The 16,373-nt window shown below is 62.7% G+C and carries 13 protein-coding genes; 10 read left to right on the top strand and 3 right to left on the bottom strand.

Translation table 11 applies throughout. The annotated features are described in order from the left end of the window. The 4 genes from JYU29_RS12935 to JYU29_RS12920 all read left to right on the top strand — a co-directional run bounded on the left by JYU29_RS12935 (position 1) and on the right by JYU29_RS12920 (position 4,705). Positions 1-729 (top strand): uroporphyrinogen-III synthase, encoded by a 729-nt coding sequence (locus JYU29_RS12935; protein WP_213985237.1) that lies wholly within the window; start codon positions 1-3, stop codon positions 727-729. 126 nt (positions 730-855) lie between these two features. After that, on the top strand, positions 856-2,388 hold the full coding sequence (locus tag JYU29_RS12930) for a COG4223 family protein (protein ID WP_213985236.1): 1,533 nt from the start codon (positions 856-858) through the stop codon (positions 2,386-2,388). 11 nt (positions 2,389-2,399) lie between these two features. Further along, positions 2,400-4,082, top strand: coding sequence for a heme biosynthesis protein HemY (locus JYU29_RS12925; RefSeq protein WP_213985235.1), 1,683 nt, complete (start codon positions 2,400-2,402; stop codon positions 4,080-4,082). A 137-nt stretch (positions 4,083-4,219) separates the two neighbouring features. Further along, positions 4,220-4,705, top strand: a complete 486-nt coding sequence (locus tag JYU29_RS12920; protein ID WP_213985234.1) for a tellurite resistance TerB family protein — start codon at positions 4,220-4,222, stop codon at positions 4,703-4,705. Between the two features lie 8 nt (positions 4,706-4,713). On the opposite strand, the gene JYU29_RS12915 is transcribed toward JYU29_RS12920, so the two are convergent. Next, complete coding sequence (locus JYU29_RS12915; RefSeq protein ID WP_213985233.1) at positions 4,714-5,952, bottom strand: MFS transporter; 1,239 nt, start codon at positions 5,950-5,952, stop codon at positions 4,714-4,716. Positions 5,953-6,162: 210 nt separating this feature from the next. On the opposite strand from JYU29_RS12915, the gene JYU29_RS12910 reads away from it, so the two are divergent. The 5 genes from JYU29_RS12910 (at position 6,163) to lpdA (ending at position 13,303) form a co-directional block, all read left to right on the top strand. Then, complete coding sequence (locus tag JYU29_RS12910; RefSeq protein WP_213985232.1) at positions 6,163-7,875, top strand: glycerol-3-phosphate dehydrogenase/oxidase; 1,713 nt, start codon at positions 6,163-6,165, stop codon at positions 7,873-7,875. 18 nt (positions 7,876-7,893) lie between these two features. Beyond that, entirely contained in the window at positions 7,894-9,078 is a 1,185-nt protein-coding gene (locus tag JYU29_RS12905) for a CaiB/BaiF CoA transferase family protein (RefSeq protein WP_213985231.1), read from the top strand. Positions 9,079-9,241: 163 nt separating this feature from the next. Then, the gene (locus JYU29_RS12900) at positions 9,242-10,354 is read left to right on the top strand and encodes a TRAP transporter substrate-binding protein (protein WP_213985230.1); all 1,113 of its coding nucleotides are present in this window, start codon (positions 9,242-9,244) and stop codon (positions 10,352-10,354) included. Positions 10,355-10,574: 220 nt separating this feature from the next. Continuing rightward, positions 10,575-11,909: a dihydrolipoamide acetyltransferase family protein gene (locus JYU29_RS12895; RefSeq protein ID WP_213985229.1), complete on the top strand. Its 1,335-nt coding sequence runs from the start codon at positions 10,575-10,577 to the stop codon at positions 11,907-11,909. Positions 11,910-11,911: 2 nt separating this feature from the next. Beyond that, the gene (lpdA, locus tag JYU29_RS12890) at positions 11,912-13,303 is read left to right on the top strand and encodes a dihydrolipoyl dehydrogenase (RefSeq protein WP_213985228.1); all 1,392 of its coding nucleotides are present in this window, start codon (positions 11,912-11,914) and stop codon (positions 13,301-13,303) included. 45 nt (positions 13,304-13,348) lie between these two features. On the opposite strand, the gene hemN is transcribed toward lpdA, so the two are convergent. Further along, on the bottom strand, positions 13,349-14,698 hold the full coding sequence (hemN, locus tag JYU29_RS12885) for an oxygen-independent coproporphyrinogen III oxidase (protein ID WP_213985227.1): 1,350 nt from the start codon (positions 14,696-14,698) through the stop codon (positions 13,349-13,351). Between the two features lie 195 nt (positions 14,699-14,893). On the opposite strand from hemN, the gene JYU29_RS12880 reads away from it, so the two are divergent. Next, positions 14,894-15,616, top strand: a complete 723-nt coding sequence (locus JYU29_RS12880; RefSeq protein WP_213985226.1) for a Crp/Fnr family transcriptional regulator — start codon at positions 14,894-14,896, stop codon at positions 15,614-15,616. Between the two features lie 4 nt (positions 15,617-15,620). Here JYU29_RS12880 and JYU29_RS12875 read toward each other — a convergent pair whose 3' ends face one another. Beyond that, a complete protein-coding gene (locus JYU29_RS12875) occupies positions 15,621-16,100 on the bottom strand; it encodes a hemerythrin domain-containing protein (RefSeq protein ID WP_213985225.1) in 480 nt (159 codons plus the stop codon). Positions 16,101-16,373 lie beyond the last annotated feature (273 nt).

The following is a 16,373-nucleotide window of genomic DNA, read 5'->3' as shown; positions in this document are numbered from 1 at the left end:
ATGAGAAGGGCACGTGTTCTTCTGACACGGCCCGAGCCGGGTGCGTCCCGCACGGCAAAAGCGCTGTTCCAGCACGATTTTGAACCGATCGTGATGCCGCTGACGCAAGTGCGGGCGGTTGTGGCTACGGCTATCCCGACAGCGATCGACACTGTCGCGATCACCAGTGCCAATGCGGTGCGCCATGCTTCGGCGGAGCTGATCGCCGCGCTGCAAGGGTGCTCGGTGTTTGCTGTCGGCGCGCGTACCGCCGATGCTGCGCGCAACGCTGGCTTCAGCCAAGTGGAGGATGCAGGCGGGTCGGCTGTCCTGCTGGCTGACACGATCATTGCGCGCAGGAAAGCCGACGCGCGGATCGCCTATCTCTGTGGAACGCCGCGCAAGCCGATCCTGGAAGCAACCTTGCAAGATGCCGGACGGCAGGTCGCGGTGATCGAAACCTATGCGATGCTTCGCCTCGCTCCCGACGCTTCAAACCTGGCCGATCTGGCGCAGCAAGGCTTCGATGCCGCGCTTGTGTATTCAGCCGAAAGCGCTGCGGCGCTGATGGATATGCTCGGCCAACTGGAACACAGCATCTGGCAAAGCGCGGTGTTTATCTGCTTGTCCGCCGATGTCGCACAGGCTTTACCTGCAGACCTGCGCATCGCGATCGCCGAAACACCGGATGAAACGAGCTTGTTCGCTACGCTTGAAGGTCGGTTTTCTCACTCGTCCAGCTCACGCTGAGAGCATTTGCAACGCCCGGCTTGGCGCGACACCCCTTTTCAGGGGCCCCTCCTGTGCTAGATCGTCATAGGAGATCGTTTTTTCGTCCGGCAGCATGCGCGCCGATAACCAGAGCGGAGACGAAGCATGGTGAAAAAGCCGAGCACACGGCACTCGAAGAGCAGCCGAGAGCCCGTCACCATCGATCTGGACGCCTCGGAACCCCAGACAGCGGCTTCGGCTGGCGATAAGGGGCAGCGCGGACCTGCGACCCGCGCGGGCGATGTGTATTCGGATGCAAAAGGCGAGGCTGCCGCCGGCACCGCGCCGCTGCAATCGGAACCCTCGCTTGCCGATGAAACGCTGGTCGATACGCATGCGGATTCACCTATCCTGCATGGGGACGACGACAAGACGGACCAGCCGGCGCAATCCACCAGCGACATGCTGCATGCCGATCGGCCATCAGACGCGGGCGACGCCGAAAAGGTCGGCGATGCACCGGTGGATGCCGGCGCTGCTGAAACCTCCAATCCCTATGAGACCCCTGCCGCTTATGACGATCCCCAATACGAAAAGCCGCCGGTGCATCCAACAACGGCAGCGTCCACAGTGACGCCGGACACCGAAAAGCCTGTTCGTCGCGGTGCCGGGTTCGGATCGCTGCTGGCTGCCGGTTTGATTGGCGGTGCGCTGGCGCTGGGTGGCTCTATGCTGCTCGATAGCAGCTTGCGCGACGGCGATATGTCGGCGAGCGGCGGTGCATCGACGGCGGATATCGAAGCCTTGCGCACGCAGGTCGGCGAGCTTCAGGCCGCGCAGGAGAATGCGCCAGCGGCAAACGGCGGTGCCGATGTTTCGGGCGAGATCGAGCAGCTGCGCACGCAGATTGCGGACTTGCAGCAGAACAACGGCGGTGACGGTGCCGATACGCAGGCGCTGTCGAGCCGGGTCGAAGAGTTGACCAACCAGGTGCAGCAGCTGAGCCAGAATGGTGGCGAAGCGCAGACGGTTGATCTTCAGCCGGTGAACCAGCGCATCGATGCGCTGGAGCAGTCCGTGCAGGCCGCCAGCCAGGCCGCTGATCAGGCTGGCAGCACCAGCGAACAGCGTTTGAACGAGCTGCAGCAGTCGCTCGATGCCTTGAGCCAGAAGGTGGACGAGCGGATCAACGATCCGCGTCTTGCCTTGGCGATCACGGCTTCGGCCTTGAAGGCGGCGATCGATCGCGGTCAGCCATTCCAGACCGAGTTCGACGCTTATGTCGCGGCCGCACCGAATGCGCCCGAAGCCGACACGCTGCGCGACATGGCCGCAACGGGCGTGCCCACGCGGGCTGAAATCTCGGCTGAACTGCCCGAAGCCACCAGCGCGATGATCGCGGCCGGCAGAAGCGAACCAGACAATGCCGGCGTGATCTCGCGTCTGTGGTCGAGTGCCACCGATCTCGTGGAAGTGCGTCCGGTCGGTGCCAACGTGCAGGGCAACGAGCCCGGCGCGATCGTGGCCCGCCTGGAAGCGGCGGTGCAGGCCGGCGACTACGAAAGAGCGCTTGCCGAATACGACACGCTGCCGGCCGCTTCCAAGAATGCCGGCGCCGATTTCATCGCCAAGGTCCGTGCTCGACAGGCCGCGGATGATCTGGTTGGCAAGGCGCTTTCCGAAGCACTCAAGGCCTGAGGACGCCCTACATGATCCGTCTTCTTGTCTTTCTTCTCGCCGTCTTCGCCTTTGGTCTAGGCTTCACCTGGCTGGCCGACCGTCCCGGCGAAATGATGATGACCTTCGGCGGTTATCAGTATCGCGTGTCGTTGATGGTCGCGATCGTCACGGTTGTGGCCATTGTTGCTGGCGTGATGCTGCTTTGGTGGGTGCTCAAGGGCCTTTGGAGAAGCCCTTACACCGTGACGCGTTATTTCCGCACGCGTCGGCGTGATCGCGGTTACCAAGCGCTGTCCACCGGCTTGATTGCGGCGGGTGCGGGCGATGCGGCCAAGGCCAAGTCGATGCGCAAGCAGGCGGCCAAGCTGATCAATGCCGACCGCGAACCGCTGGTTCATCTTCTCGATGCGCAGACAGCGATGCTGGAAGGCGACCATGACGGCGCGCGCAAGAAGTTCGAGGCGATGCTCGACGATCCCGAAACGCGGCTTCTCGGCCTGCGCGGTTTGTATCTCGAAGCCGAACGCCACGGCGACCATGCCGCTGCCCGCCATTATGCTGGCCGCGCTTCAGCCGTTGCCCCGCAGCTTGCCTGGGCATCCGATGCCACGCTGGAAGACAAGGTCGCACAGGGCGACTGGGATTCGGCGCTCAGGATCGTCGATGCGCAGAAATCCACCAAGCAGATCGATCGCGACGTTCTGAACCGCCGCAAGGCGGTGATGCTGACCGGCAAGGCGATGACGCTGTTTGAAAGCCAGTTCGATCAGGCAAAGGCTGCGGCCATCGAGGCCAATCGCCTGCAGCCCGAATTCGTGCCGGCTGCGGTGATTGCAGCACGCGCCTATTTCCGAGGCGACGAGTTGCGCCGTGGTTCCAAGATCCTGGAACATGTCTGGAAGCGCAAGCCGCATCCGGAAGTGGCGCAGGCCTATGTGTTTGCTCGCCCCGGCAATTCCACGCAGGATCGTTTGCCGCGCGCGCAGAAGCTGCAGTCCTTGCGCAACAACAATGTGGAATCCGCGCTTGTTGTGGCGCGTGCCGCACTGGATGCGCGTGAGTTCCATCTGGCGCGCGAACAGGCCGAGGCTGCCTTGCGTCTCGAGCCGCGCGAAAGCGTTTACCTGCTGCTTGCCGATATCGAGGAAGCCGATGTCCGCAACCAGGGCAAGATCCGCGAATATCTGTCCAAGGCCGTGCGCGCTCAGCGTGATCCCGCCTGGACGGCCGATGGCATGATCTTCGACACCTGGGCTCCCGTGTCGCCGATCAGCGGCCGCTTCGATGTGTTTGAATGGAAAACGCCGGTTGAGCGCGCCGCACCCGTGATCGAAGATCATCGTGACGAGCCTGCGCAGGAGCCCGAGCCGGAACAGGCCGAGACCCATCCGACGATCGTCAGCCTTCCCGTTGCCGTCGGCGCGCCGCCGCCAACCGTGCTGGAAGTCGTGCAGCCGGAACCGGAAGCCGAGGTCGAGCCCGCCGTGGTTGAAGACACCGCGCCGGTTCAGACCGCGGCCAAGACGGACGCCGATCAGGACGACACATCCGCTGAAGAAGCCTTTGCGGCTTCTGAAGCCGATCGCAGCGTGGACGAGGCGCAGCCGGTTGATGACGAGAAGAAAAAGCCGCTCGAGCTGACGCGCCTGCCCGACGATCCGGGCGTGTCGGATGACGAGAAGAAGGAACCGGCACGGTTTCGCCTATTCTGAGGGCAAACGCCGTTAACCTTCCTTGTGGCTTCCAGGCCGCAGGCTGATCTTTGTTGGGAGGGGCGCATTGTCGCCCCTCCTTTGCGTTCCTAGGTTGTTTGAACAACGAAGAGCTTAAGCTCCCAAGGGGTGCACGGATGTTCGAACGGCTGGTTTCCTTCCTTCAAGGCCTTGGCGGCGGTGCTGAAAAGGGCATCACGGAAGACGATCCGCGTGTCGCCGCGACGGCACTTCTTCTGCATGTGATGGATGCCGATGGCGTGCGCAGCGAAGACGAGCACAGCGTTCTGCATCAGGCGCTGAGCAAGCGCTTCGGCCTCCAAGGCAGTGAGCTCGACGCGATTTTGGCGGCCGGCGAGGAAGCCGAACGCGAAGCCGTCGATCTCTACGGCTTTACCAGCGTGTTGATGCGTCAGCTCGACGAAGAGCAGCGCGTGCGTTTCATCGAGTTGATGTGGCAGGTCGTGTTCGCCGATGGCGAAGTGCATGAGCTGGAAGACAACACGGTGTGGCGTGTTGCCGAACTGATGGGCGTTGACAGCCGCACCCGCACCGAAGCGCGCACCCGCGCCGGCGGAAAAACGCCGACGTTGGATGCGATGGCTGAGCGCGACGACAGCTAATCTGGGGTTTAAACGCGCCCGTTTAGGTGGCGCGTCTTGCGTAGCTGCGGGAAGGTCCAGGCCCAGATACCCGCCACTGCGATCGCACCGACACCGCCGAACACGACAGCCGGCATCGTGCCGATCAGCGCCGCCATCGTGCCGGCGCGGAATTCTCCGAGCTCGTTGGACGCGCCCACAAAGACATTGTTCACCGCATTGACGCGACCACGCACCTGATCGGGCGTCCAAAGCTGGATCAGCGTTTCGCGAATATACACACTCACCATGTCGGTGGCGCCGAGCAGGGCGAGCGCGACGATCGACACCCAGGTGGTGGTCGACACGCCGAACACGATCGTCACCAGACCGAACAGGGCCACGAAGACGAACATGATGATGCCGGCATGGTCGCGGATCGGATGGCCGGCGAGCCATACGGCAACGAGGATCGCACCAACGCCGGGCGCAGCGCGCAGCAGACCGAGGCCCCATGGCCCGAGATCGAGAATGTCGCGGGCATAAACCGGCAGCAGCGCCACCGCGCCGCTGAGCAGCACGGCGAACAGATCGAGCGAGATCGCGCCGAGCACGACCTTTTCACCCCAGATATAGCGGAAGCCGGCAAACAGCGTTTCTGTGGTGGGCTTTTCGCCCGTGATCTTTTGCGCCGGCTTGGGAATCGAAAACACCAGGAAGGTCGCAGCCAGCATCAGAACGGCGGCGGTGGCGTAGGCGACTTCGGGGTTGAAGCCATAAAGCAGACCGCCGGCGACAGGCCCGACGATCGTCGCCGTTTGCCAGGCTGAGGAGTTCCAGGCGACCGCATTTGCGAATGTCTCGGCCGGCACGAGGTTGGCAACGAGCGAGGCGGAAGCCGGGCCGAAAAAGGCGCGGGCAATGCCGAACACGGCCAGCAGCACGAAAATGCCGGCAGGACCCGTGAGGCCATGCCAGGTCAGCAACAAAAGGGCGAGCGCGCAGAAGGCTTCAAGCAGCGCGGCCAAGCCCATCACCAAGCGGCGGCCGAAGCGATCGGCAACCGCACCGGTCACCAGGACGAGCAGCAGCGAGGGCAGGAACTGGATGATGCCGACCAGACCCAGATCGAACGGGTCGCGGGTCAGATCATAGATCTGCCAGCCGACCGACACGGAAACGATCTGTGTTGCGAAGGTGGTGAGGAAGCGCGCTGCCCAGTAGCGAAGAAAAGCGCCGTGATGAAACGCAGCGAAGCGCGCTTCTGGTGCGGTCTGATCAATCTGCATGGGAAAACAAGCTCGCAAGAACGGCGCGGAAGCTGCGCGAGCCAAGCCCTTAAAGCCATTGCGTTGAAGGGGGAAGCCAATTTGTCGCACAGGCCCATCGGCTTGGCCGATCTGGAAGAACGTTTCGGCTGAAGGCTGAACCAGCGAAGCGCTTCTTTCCCGCGCCGAAGCCCTTTATAGAACTGCAACAAAGCGGCGAACGGTGGTGCCATGCAAAGCAGAGCGGATGTGCTCCAGAAACTGAGATCCGGTGACACGGGCGATATCCTGATCGTCGGCGGTGGCATCAATGGCGTCGGCGTGTTGCGCGATCTTGCAGCGCAGGGCGTGGCCGCGACGCTGGTCGACATGGCCGATTTTTCCAGCGGCACGAGTGCAGCACCCTCGCGATTGATCCATGGCGGCATCCGTTATCTGGAACAGGGCGAGTTCAAGCTGGTGCGCGAATCAGTGGAAGAGCGCGACCGCCTTCTTCTCAACGCGCCGCATCAGGTAAAGCCGTTGAAGGTCTGGGTGCCCGCCTTGTCCTGGGCCGGCGGCACGGTGCAGGCAGCCCTGCGCTTCATGCGGCTGGTGAAGGATCCGGGACCGAAGGGCGCGCTGATCCTGAAATTCGGTCTCGCCTTCTTCGACAGCTTCTCCTGGCAGCACCGTTCCATGCCCAAGCACCGGCTGATCCGCCGCGATGAGGCGCTGAAGACGATGCCGGGTTTGACGGAAGAAACGCGCATCGTCGCCGAATATTACGACGCCAAGATCGAGAGCCCGGAGCGGCTGACGCTGGAGCTCGTGGCCGACGCGGAAAAGGATTGCGCCGGCTCGGTCGGCATCAACTACATGAAGCTTGCCGGGTTCGCCGATGGTGAAGCCATTCTGCGCGACGAAACCGATAACAGCACGATCAAGCGGCGGTTCAGGCTGATCGTGAACTGCGCCGGTGCCTGGATCGACAGCGTCGATGCCAATCTCGGCATCAATGAAGGGCTGGTTGGCGGCACGCGTGGTTCGCACCTCGTTCTGGCGCGGCCCGATCTCGCGGCCTCGCTCGGCGAAACCATGCTGTATTTCGAAACGCCGGATCACCGCGCCTGTTTGATCTACGCGCTGGATGTGGACCACGTTCTGCTCGGTACAACCGATCTGCGCACCGACAAGCCCGATGATCGCGACACCACGGATGCCGAGATCGATTATCTGTTCGATGTGCTGCGTTCCGTGATGCCGCAGTCCAACTGCAAGCGTGAGGACATCACCTTCGCTTATGCCGGCGTGCGGCCGTTGCCGCATACATCGGGCGGCGCATCGGGCGCGATCAGCCGCGACCATGTGCTCAAGGTCTATGAACCGGCAGGCGAGCGCGATGCTCCGGTGCTGACCCTGATTGGCGGCAAATGGACGACCTATCGCGCCTGCGCCGAGCAGATCGCGGATGCGGTTCTGACCCGGCTGAAGCTGCCACGCAAAACCAAGACCGAATCCATCCCGATCGGCGGCGGCGTCGGATATCCGCGCGACGAAAAGGGCCTTGCGCTTCTCGAAACCAGCATCGCCCAAAGCAGCGGTGTGTCGCGCGAGCGGGTCGGTGTTCTGGTTGAGCGTTACGGCACGACCGCCAAGATCGTCGCCGCCTGGCTCAAGCAGGAAGGCGACACGCCACTGGTCCATGCGCCGCTGTATTCGCGCCAGGAAATCGCCTGGATCGCCAAAAACGAGCGTGTCGTGCGGCTCGAAGATGTGGTTCTGCGCCGCTCGCTGATGGGCTTCGAAGGTGTGGCCGATGAAGCCGCGGTGCGGGAAGTGGCTGAAGTGCTTCAACAAGCATTGGGCTGGGATGCAGCGTTCCGCGACGCGGAGATTGCATCCACCGTCGCGCTGCTGCACACCCGCCACCGCATGCCGGTTCATGCCGGCCTGCCTGACTGAATTTCTGGAGTTTGTTTGATGTCGCGTCCGCTTGAAGGTCTCAAGGTTCTTGAACTTGCCCGCATTCTCGCCGGGCCTTGGGCCGGACAAACGCTGGCCGATCTCGGCGCCGATGTCGTGAAGGTGGAAAGCCCGGAAGGCGACGACACCCGCACCTGGGGGCCGCCCTTCGTGGAAGCGGCAGACGGCGGCAATCTGTCGGCGGCCTATTTTCATGCCTGCAACCGCGGCAAGCGCTCGATCACGGCCGATTTCACGACGCCGGAAGGCCAGGCCACCGTGCGCCAGCTCGCATCCCAGGCCGATGTGGTGATCGAGAACTTCAAGGTCGGTGGGTTGAAGAAATACGGGCTGGATCACGCCAGCCTGAAAGAGGTCAATCCGCGCCTGATCTATTGCTCCATCACCGGCTTTGGGCAGGACGGTCCTTATGCCAGCCGCGCCGGTTATGACTTCCTGATCCAGGGCATGGCAGGCGCCATGTCGATCACCGGCGATCCGGAAGGACAGCCGACCAAGACCGGTTATGCGATGGCCGATCTGTTTTCGGGTCTGTACGCCACAATCGGCATTCTGGCTTCCTTGCGCAAGCGCGATGAAACCGGCGAGGGCGCTTATATCGACTGCGCCTTGATGGACAGCCAGGTGGCCGTGCTCGCCAATCAGGCGATGAACTATCTGGTGTCCGGCAAGTCGCCGCAGCGGCTGGGCAACGCCCATCCCAACATCACGCCTTATGAGGTTTTCCCCGTTGCAGACGGCCATGTCATCATCGCGGTTGGCAATGACGGGCAGTTTCGCCGCCTTTGCGGGGCACTCGACCGGCCGGATCTGGCTGAAGCAGCGGAGTACCAAACCAACGCTTTGCGGGTAAAGAACCGGGGCGAGCTGGTGCCGGCGCTGACCGCCGCCACGCTGCGCTTTGATCGCGACACGCTGCTCAAGCGTTTGGAAGGCGCGACCGTACCGGGCGGCCCGATCAACACGATCGGCGACGTATTCGATGATCCGCAGGTCCAGCATCGCGGTTTGCGGCTCGATCTGCCGAGCGACGCGGCGGCAAGCGGCAGCATTCCGGGCGTGCGCACGCCGCTTCTGATCAACGGCCAGCCGATGGCCGATCCGCGGCCAAGCCCACGTCTCGGCGAACACGCGGCGGAGGTTGCCGGCGATCCGCTCTGGGCACAGCGCCAGCCGGGTTGAGGCCAGGAATCGCGCCGAGAACTGGGAGCAGCCTGGCCGAACGGGTTTTTGTTGTTTCAGCCTAGGCAGGCTCCCGGCGGCGGCGTAATCAAGAAGGGAGCAGGTGCGGGAGGAACCCGGCACCGCTGGTTTGATCATTCATCGTCACCCAGGGGAGGACACTATGGATCGTCGTTCATTTTTCCGCAAAGCCGGCAGCGCAGGTGCTGCGGCCGCAACTGCTTCCGTTTTGGCGGCACCGGCCATCGCGCAGTCGATGCCGAAGGTCAGCTGGCGCCTGACATCCGCTTATCCGAAGAGCCTCGATACGCTGTACGGCATCAGCACGGATGTCTCGAAGCGCGTTTCGGAACTGACCGAAGGCAACTTCACCATTCAGCCTTTTGCCGCCGGCGAAATCGTGCCGGCGCTGCAGGCAACCGACGCCGTCACGGCCGGCACGGTGGAATGCGCCCACACGCTGTCGTCCTTTTCGATCGGCAAGGATCCGACCTTCGCCTTCGACACCTCGCTGCCATTCGGCCTCAACACGCGCCAGCATATCAGCTGGCTTTATTACGGCGGCGGCCGCGAGCTCGTGAACGAGTTCATGAAGGACTACAACATTCATGCAATCCCGTCGGGCAATACCGGCGCTCAGATGGGTGGCTGGTATCGCAAGGAGATCAAGTCGCTCGAAGATCTCAAGGGTCTCAAGATGCGCATCGCGGGCCTCGGCGGCACGATCCTGTCGCGTCTTGGCGTCGTGCCGCAGGTGATCGGCGGCGGCGACATCTATCCGTCGCTCGAACGTGGCACGATCGATGCGGCCGAGTTCTCTGGTCCTTACGACGACGAAAAGCTCGGTCTGCAGAAGGTCGCGCCGTTCTATTATTATCCCGGCTGGTGGGAAGGCACGGCCAACGTCATGCTGGCCATCAACCTCGACAAGTGGAACGAGCTGCCGAAGCCTTATCAGGCAGCCCTCGAAGCGGCTGCGTCCGAAGCCATGTCGCACTGCCTGGCCAAATACGACGCCAACAATCCCGATGCGCTTTATCGTCTGGTCGGCGCCGGCGCGCAGCTTCGCCCGTTCCCGCAGGACGTGTTGAAGGCGGCCCTTGAAGAGTCGCGCAAGCTCTACACGGAGTATGCGGCGAGCAATCCGAAGTTCAAGAAGTTCTACGACAACTGGCTGCCTTACTCGCAGAAGCAGGGCGTTTGGGCACGCGTCGCGGAAATTCCGTTCGACACGTTCGCATCGTCACAGGCTCAGGCGCAGCAGCCGGCCAAGTAAGCAGAAGGGATGCCGCGCGATCGGCATCCCCTCGACACAACTGCGCCTGCTGCATTGCCCGCAGGCGCAGTGGTTTTCTTCTGTTGATCGATCTTTGCAGCAAAGATCCTTCTGCTGCGTGACCGCCTAGCCGCATCAAAAGAAAGTCTTTCCGGCTTGCATCGGGATAGGATGCAAGGGAAGCTCGTTTGATCGAGTGGCCTTGGGAAGGGTGGAGCGCATGGGTATTCTCAGGATCAAGATGCCGGATATCGGCGAGGGGATCGCGGAAGCGGAACTCGTTGAATGGCACGTCGCGGTTGATGACGCGGTGCAGGAGGATCAGGTCATCGCTTCCGTGATGACCGACAAGGCGACGGTGGAAATTCCCTCCAGCGTGCATGGCACGGTGGTGTCGCTCGGCGGTGAAGTCGGCTCCAAGATGGCGATCGGCAGCGAGCTGGTTCGTCTGGAAGTGGCGGGCGCCGGCAATGTTTCGGAAGAAGAGGTTGTGTTGGAACCGGTTGCGTCCGAACCGGTCGGCGCGCATGCGGCCGTTCCCGCTGATGAAGCGCCCAAGCCGGAGCCGAAGGCAGAGCCTGTTGCGCAGGCGGCGGCAAAGCCAGCACCGGCACCTGCCGCGAAACCGGCCTCGACGGGTTCGACCGGCGCGGCGACGGCTCCGCGTGCGGAAGGCGAGAAGCCGCTGGCGTCGCCAGCCGTTCGCGCTCGGGCAAGAGATGCCGGCATCGATCTGCGCCAGGTGCAGGGCACTGGCCCCGCCGGCCGCATCAGCCATGCCGATCTCGATGCCGTTTTCGAAAGGGGCGCAAGGCCCGGCGGTGGTTCCGCCAAGCGCGGTCTGGCGGCGGACACTTCGGTCAAGGATATCAAGGTCGTCGGCCTGCGCCGCATGATCGCCGACAAGATGTCGACCTCGAAGAAGCACATCCCGCACATCACCTATGTCGAGGAAGTCGACGTCACCAAGGTCGAGGAACTGCGCGCAACGCTGAACAAGACCAAGCGCGACGACCAGCCCAAGCTCACCCTGCTGCCCTTCTTGATCAAGGCGCTGGTGCTGGCTGTCCGCGACGAGCCGGTGGTGAACGCGATCTTCGACGATGAAGCCGGCGTCGTGCATCAGTATGGCGGCGTGCATGTCGGCATGGCCGTGCAAACGCCGACCGGTCTGATGGTCGCCAACGTCAAGCATTGCGAAGCGCGCGATCTGTGGGACACGGCGGCGGAAGTGAACCGGCTGGCGGACGCGGCGCGCAAGGGTTCGATCACGCGCGACGAACTGCGCGGTTCCACCATCACCATCACCTCGCTGGGTGCGCTGGGCGGTCTCGTCCACACGCCGATCATCAACCATCCGGAAGTCGCCATCGTCGGTGTCAACAAGATGCAGATCCGCCCGATGTGGGACGGGCGCGAGTTCATCCCGCGCCAGATGATGAACCTGTCCTCATCCTTCGACCATCGCATCGTCGATGGCTGGAACGCGGCCACCTTCGTGCAGCGCATCAAGCAGCTGCTCGAAGAGCCCGCATTGTTGTTCATGGAGGGCTGATCATGACCGACCATCGTTGCAAAGTTCTGGTGATCGGCGGCGGTCCCGGTGGCTATGTCGCGGGCATCCGCGCCGGCCAGCTCGGCCTCGACACGATCCTGGTGGAAGCGGCACGCGTCGGCGGCACCTGCCTCAATGTCGGCTGCATCCCCTCCAAGGCGATGATCCATGTCGCCGAACAATTCGAACTGGCGCATCGTTTCACGGGAAACAATGCGCTCGGCATTTCCGTGTCCTCGCCCAAAGTCGATCTGCCGACCGCGATGGCCTGGAAAGATGGCGTGGTCGACAAGCTCACCGGCGGCGTTTCCGGTCTTTTGCGCAAGGCCAAGGTGCGGGTGGTCGAGGGCACGGCGACGTTCAAGGACGGCAAGACCGTTCAGGTCGCGAGGTCGGATGGCGAAAGCGACACGATTACGGCCGAAAACATTATCATCGCGACCGGTTCGGAGTCGGTCGAGCTGCCGTTCCTGCCGTTCGGCGATGACGTGATATCCTCGACCGGCGCGCTGGCGTTGGACGCTGTGCCGGGAAAGCTTTGCGTGGTGGGCGGCGGCTATATCGGGCTTGAGCTCGGCATCGCTTATTCCAAGCTCGGAAGTGCCGTCACCATCGTGGAAATGGCCGATCGCGTCCTTCCGCTTTACGACGCCGAACTCACCGGACCGGTGACAAAGCGGCTCGACGAGCTCGGCATCACCGTTCTGACCGGCGCCAAGGTGACTGGCGCCAGGGATGGTTCGGTCGAGGTGGGGGATGCCGCCGGTGCCAATCAGCGGATCGCTGCCGACAAGATCCTGGTCACGGTCGGCCGGCGTCCTTTCACCCGCGGCCTCGGTCTCGAAAACCTCGCGCTCGACATGGATCGCGCCTTCATCAAGGTTGACGATCGCTGCCAGACTTCCATGCGCGGTGTGTATGCCATCGGCGATGTCACCGGCGAACCGATGCTGGCGCATCGCGCGATGGCGCAGGGCGAGATCGTGGCGGGCGTCTTGGCCGGCAAGAACGAGAGCTGGGACAAGCGCTGCATTCCCGCGATCTGCTTCACCGATCCGGAAATCGTGTCGGCCGGTTTGCTGCCGGAAGACGCGAAGGCGGCCGGGTTCGAGACGATCGTGGCCAACTTCCCGTTCCGCGCCAATGGCCGTGCCATGACGATGGAGCGCGAAGACGGCTTCATCCGCATCGTCGCGCGCAAGGACAATCATCTCGTTCTCGGCATTCAGGCGGTCGGTGCCGGTATTTCGGAGATGGCGGCAGGCTTCGGCCTGGCGATCGAGATGGGCGCCTGCCTGGAAGACATCGCCGGCACGATCCATTCGCATCCCACGCGCGGGGAAGCCTTGCAGGAAGCGGCCTTCAAGGCGCTCGGTCACGCCCTGCATATGTGACGCGAAGGCTGGAGGCGCAAAGCATCCAGCCTTCTCAAGTTTTGCCTATACGGCGGCCGAATGGCGGGCCGCACCTCTGGCGAGATAATCGTCGAACCAGGATGCAACGACGCGCACGAAGGGGCGGCCCTGCTGCGTGACGGTGAAACGCTCGCCGTCCATTCGAACGAGGTCGTCGGGATCGGCCGCAACAAAGCTCGCGGCTTGCCGCAGCAGTGGCTCGGCGTGTTGCGGGAAAAGTTTCCGCAACTCTGCAACGTCAAAGGCAAAGCCGCACATCAGGAATTCGATGATCCAGCGCCGCGCTTTGTCGCTGTCGCTCAAGGCAAAGCCGCGCGCCACCGGCAGTTCGCCCGCCAAGGCTAGCTGGCTGTATTGCGCGGTTGCGGTAATCGACTGGATATAGCCTTGTTCTAGCGAGCCGATCGCCGACGCGCCAAGGCCGATCAGCACATTGGCGGTGTCGGTCGTGTAACCCTGAAAGTTGCGGCGCAACGTGCCATCGAGGGCAGCTTTCGCCATCCGGTCACCGGGTAAGGCAAAATGGTCGATCCCGACTTGGACGTAACCGGCCTCCGTCAGCAGTCGCGCACCCAGTGCTGCCTGAGCAAAGCGTTCGGTCTTATTCGGCAGCGCCGCTTCGTCGATCATCGTCTGGTGCTTTTTCATCCAGGGCACATGCGCATAGCCGAACAAAGCGATGCGGTCCGGATGGAGGCTGATCACCTGTCGGATCGTGGCGGCCAGCGTTTCTTCCGTCTGATGCGGCAGACCGTAGAGCACGTCGAGATTGGCCGATTGAACGCCACGCTGGCGAAAACCGTCCAGCGCCTCGCGCGTTTGCTCGAAGCTTTGCAGGCGATTGATGCTTTGCTGAACCTTCAAATCGAAATCCTGCACGCCGAAGCTCGCACGTGTCGCGCCGAACGCGCCCCAGGCATCGAGCCGGGCTTGCGTGATGTCGTTGGGGTCGACCTCGACGCTGATCTCGCAACCGGGCAACACCGTGAAATGCGCATCGAGCGTGGCGCGCAGGCGGGCAAGATCGGCCGGCTCGATCATCGTCGGCGAACCGCCGCCGAAATGGATCGCGACAACCGGCTGCGCACGGCCAAGATGGCGCGCAACGGTTGCTATCTCCATGTTCAAGGCATCAAGGTAGGCGGCAATCGGGTCGTAGCGCCGGACCTGCTTGGTGTTGCAGCCGCAGAACCAGCACAATCTGTCGCAGAACGGTAGATGCAGATAAAGTGATATAGGTTCGTTCGGATCAATGGCGCCGAGCCAGCGCGCATAGGTCTGTTGGGTTATCCCATCATGGAAATGGGGCGCTGTCGGATAGCTGGTGTAGCGGGGGACGGGGCCCGCATAGCGGGCGATCAGGTTCGCAGTCATGGGATCTCTCGCCGATCTGTTTCGGGGATCTCGTTCGGAAGTGTTCCGGCTGCCCCGTTCTTATCCCCGAAGGCTCGGCGGCTGTTTGATCTCGATCAAGGCCGCCCGCTTTCATCGGGGAAATGCGCGGCCAGAAACCGGTTCAGGCAGATCATGCCGGCGAAACAAGGTGCTGCGCAGGAAACGGAAAGTGCGATGACGGATCGAAAAGACATCCACAACTCGGATGTACCGGTGCTGTGTCAAAGCTGCGAAGCGCGGCACAAGGGAATGTGTGGCGTTCTGCAGCCCGACGAGCTCATGGCCTTGTCGAAGATCACGCGCATGGTGAAGCATGATGCGGGAGCGGAACTCGCGGCCGAAGCCCAGCCGATCGAGTCCTACGCCAATGTCATGCGTGGCGTGGTGAAGCTGACCAAGACGCTGGAAGACGGACGCCAGCAGATCGTCGGCCTGCAGTTTGCACCCGATTTCCTCGGCCGTCTTTATACGAAGGAAAGCGCGGTCACGGCCGAAGCAGCGTCCGATGTCGATCTGTGCCGCGTTCCGCGCACCGCACTTGAGCGCCTGATGGCGGACAATCCTGCGCTCGAACATCGCTTGATGCAGCAGACCCTTCGTGAGCTCGATGAAGCGCGCGACTGGATGGTAACGCTTGGCCGCAAAACGGCGGCGGAAAAGGTCGCGAGCTTTCTTTACCTGATCGCCACGCATCTCGATCCGAGCCACGAAGGCGAAGCGGTCCGCCATTTCGATCTTCCGCTGACCCGCGGCGACATTGCCGATTTTCTCGGACTGACGCTGGAAACCGTGTCGCGCCAGCTTTCCAAACTGCGGGCCGACAAGGTGATCGCCATTACTGGCAACCGCCATGTCGATGTAATCGACATGGCGCGCTTGAAGAACCGCTGCGGCTGATCGCTCAGGCGACGGCGCGCGGTTCCGGTGCCGTGCTCCAGGACATTTGGAGGAGCGGCGTCAGCAGTTCGCGCTCGAAGGCGATGTGCCGCCGCACGCTTTCAAAGAAGCCGCGCAGCATATAGCCGGCGGCATCGCTCGACAGGCGGTTTTCACCCTTGCCCAGTCCAAGCAGCGTGTCGGCCACCTCTTCGGCAAAGCATAGATCCTCGTAATGCTCGTAGCGCAGCCGCTCCAAAGTCGCCGGCATGGTTTTCAGCGTGGCGGACAAGGGTTCGAGCGCCGGAAACAGCACGGCTTCTTCCAGGCGATGGGCGTCGACAACCGTGCGGCACACGGCACGCGCGACATGAAGGCAGTGTTGTCGATCCACATTCGACGGCAGACTGTCGGCGATCGTTTCGAGCTGGTTGCAAAGTTGCAGCATGTCGTCATGGCTGGTGCCAAGACTGGATAAAGCAAGCTGAAGCGAAGGGCTGGGCATCACGAACTCCTCCCCGGAGCGTTGAATGAGTGGCGTTCTGGACGGTGCGGCGGCAGGATCTTCATGATGGGAGATCTATCGCTCGGGCGAAGGCTGCACTTTGATCTGGATCAGACACCCGGCAGCCGAAACCACAGGCATAGCGGTCGGCGTGGTTTCGAACCTTAACGGTTCGCTTATGCCAGCCGCGCTAGGAGTTCACAGCACCTGCAGTCGATCGCCAGCGGCTGGTCGAGGCTTCGCTGGATCAGCCGACAAGAAGCACTGGAAACA

The organism is Tianweitania aestuarii (assembly GCF_018457165.1).
In the GTDB taxonomy this organism is placed as follows: Bacteria; Pseudomonadota; Alphaproteobacteria; order Rhizobiales; family Rhizobiaceae; genus Tianweitania; species Tianweitania aestuarii.
Note: the sequence above shows the minus strand (reverse complement) of the source record. Positions and strands in the feature narration are given on the sequence as shown.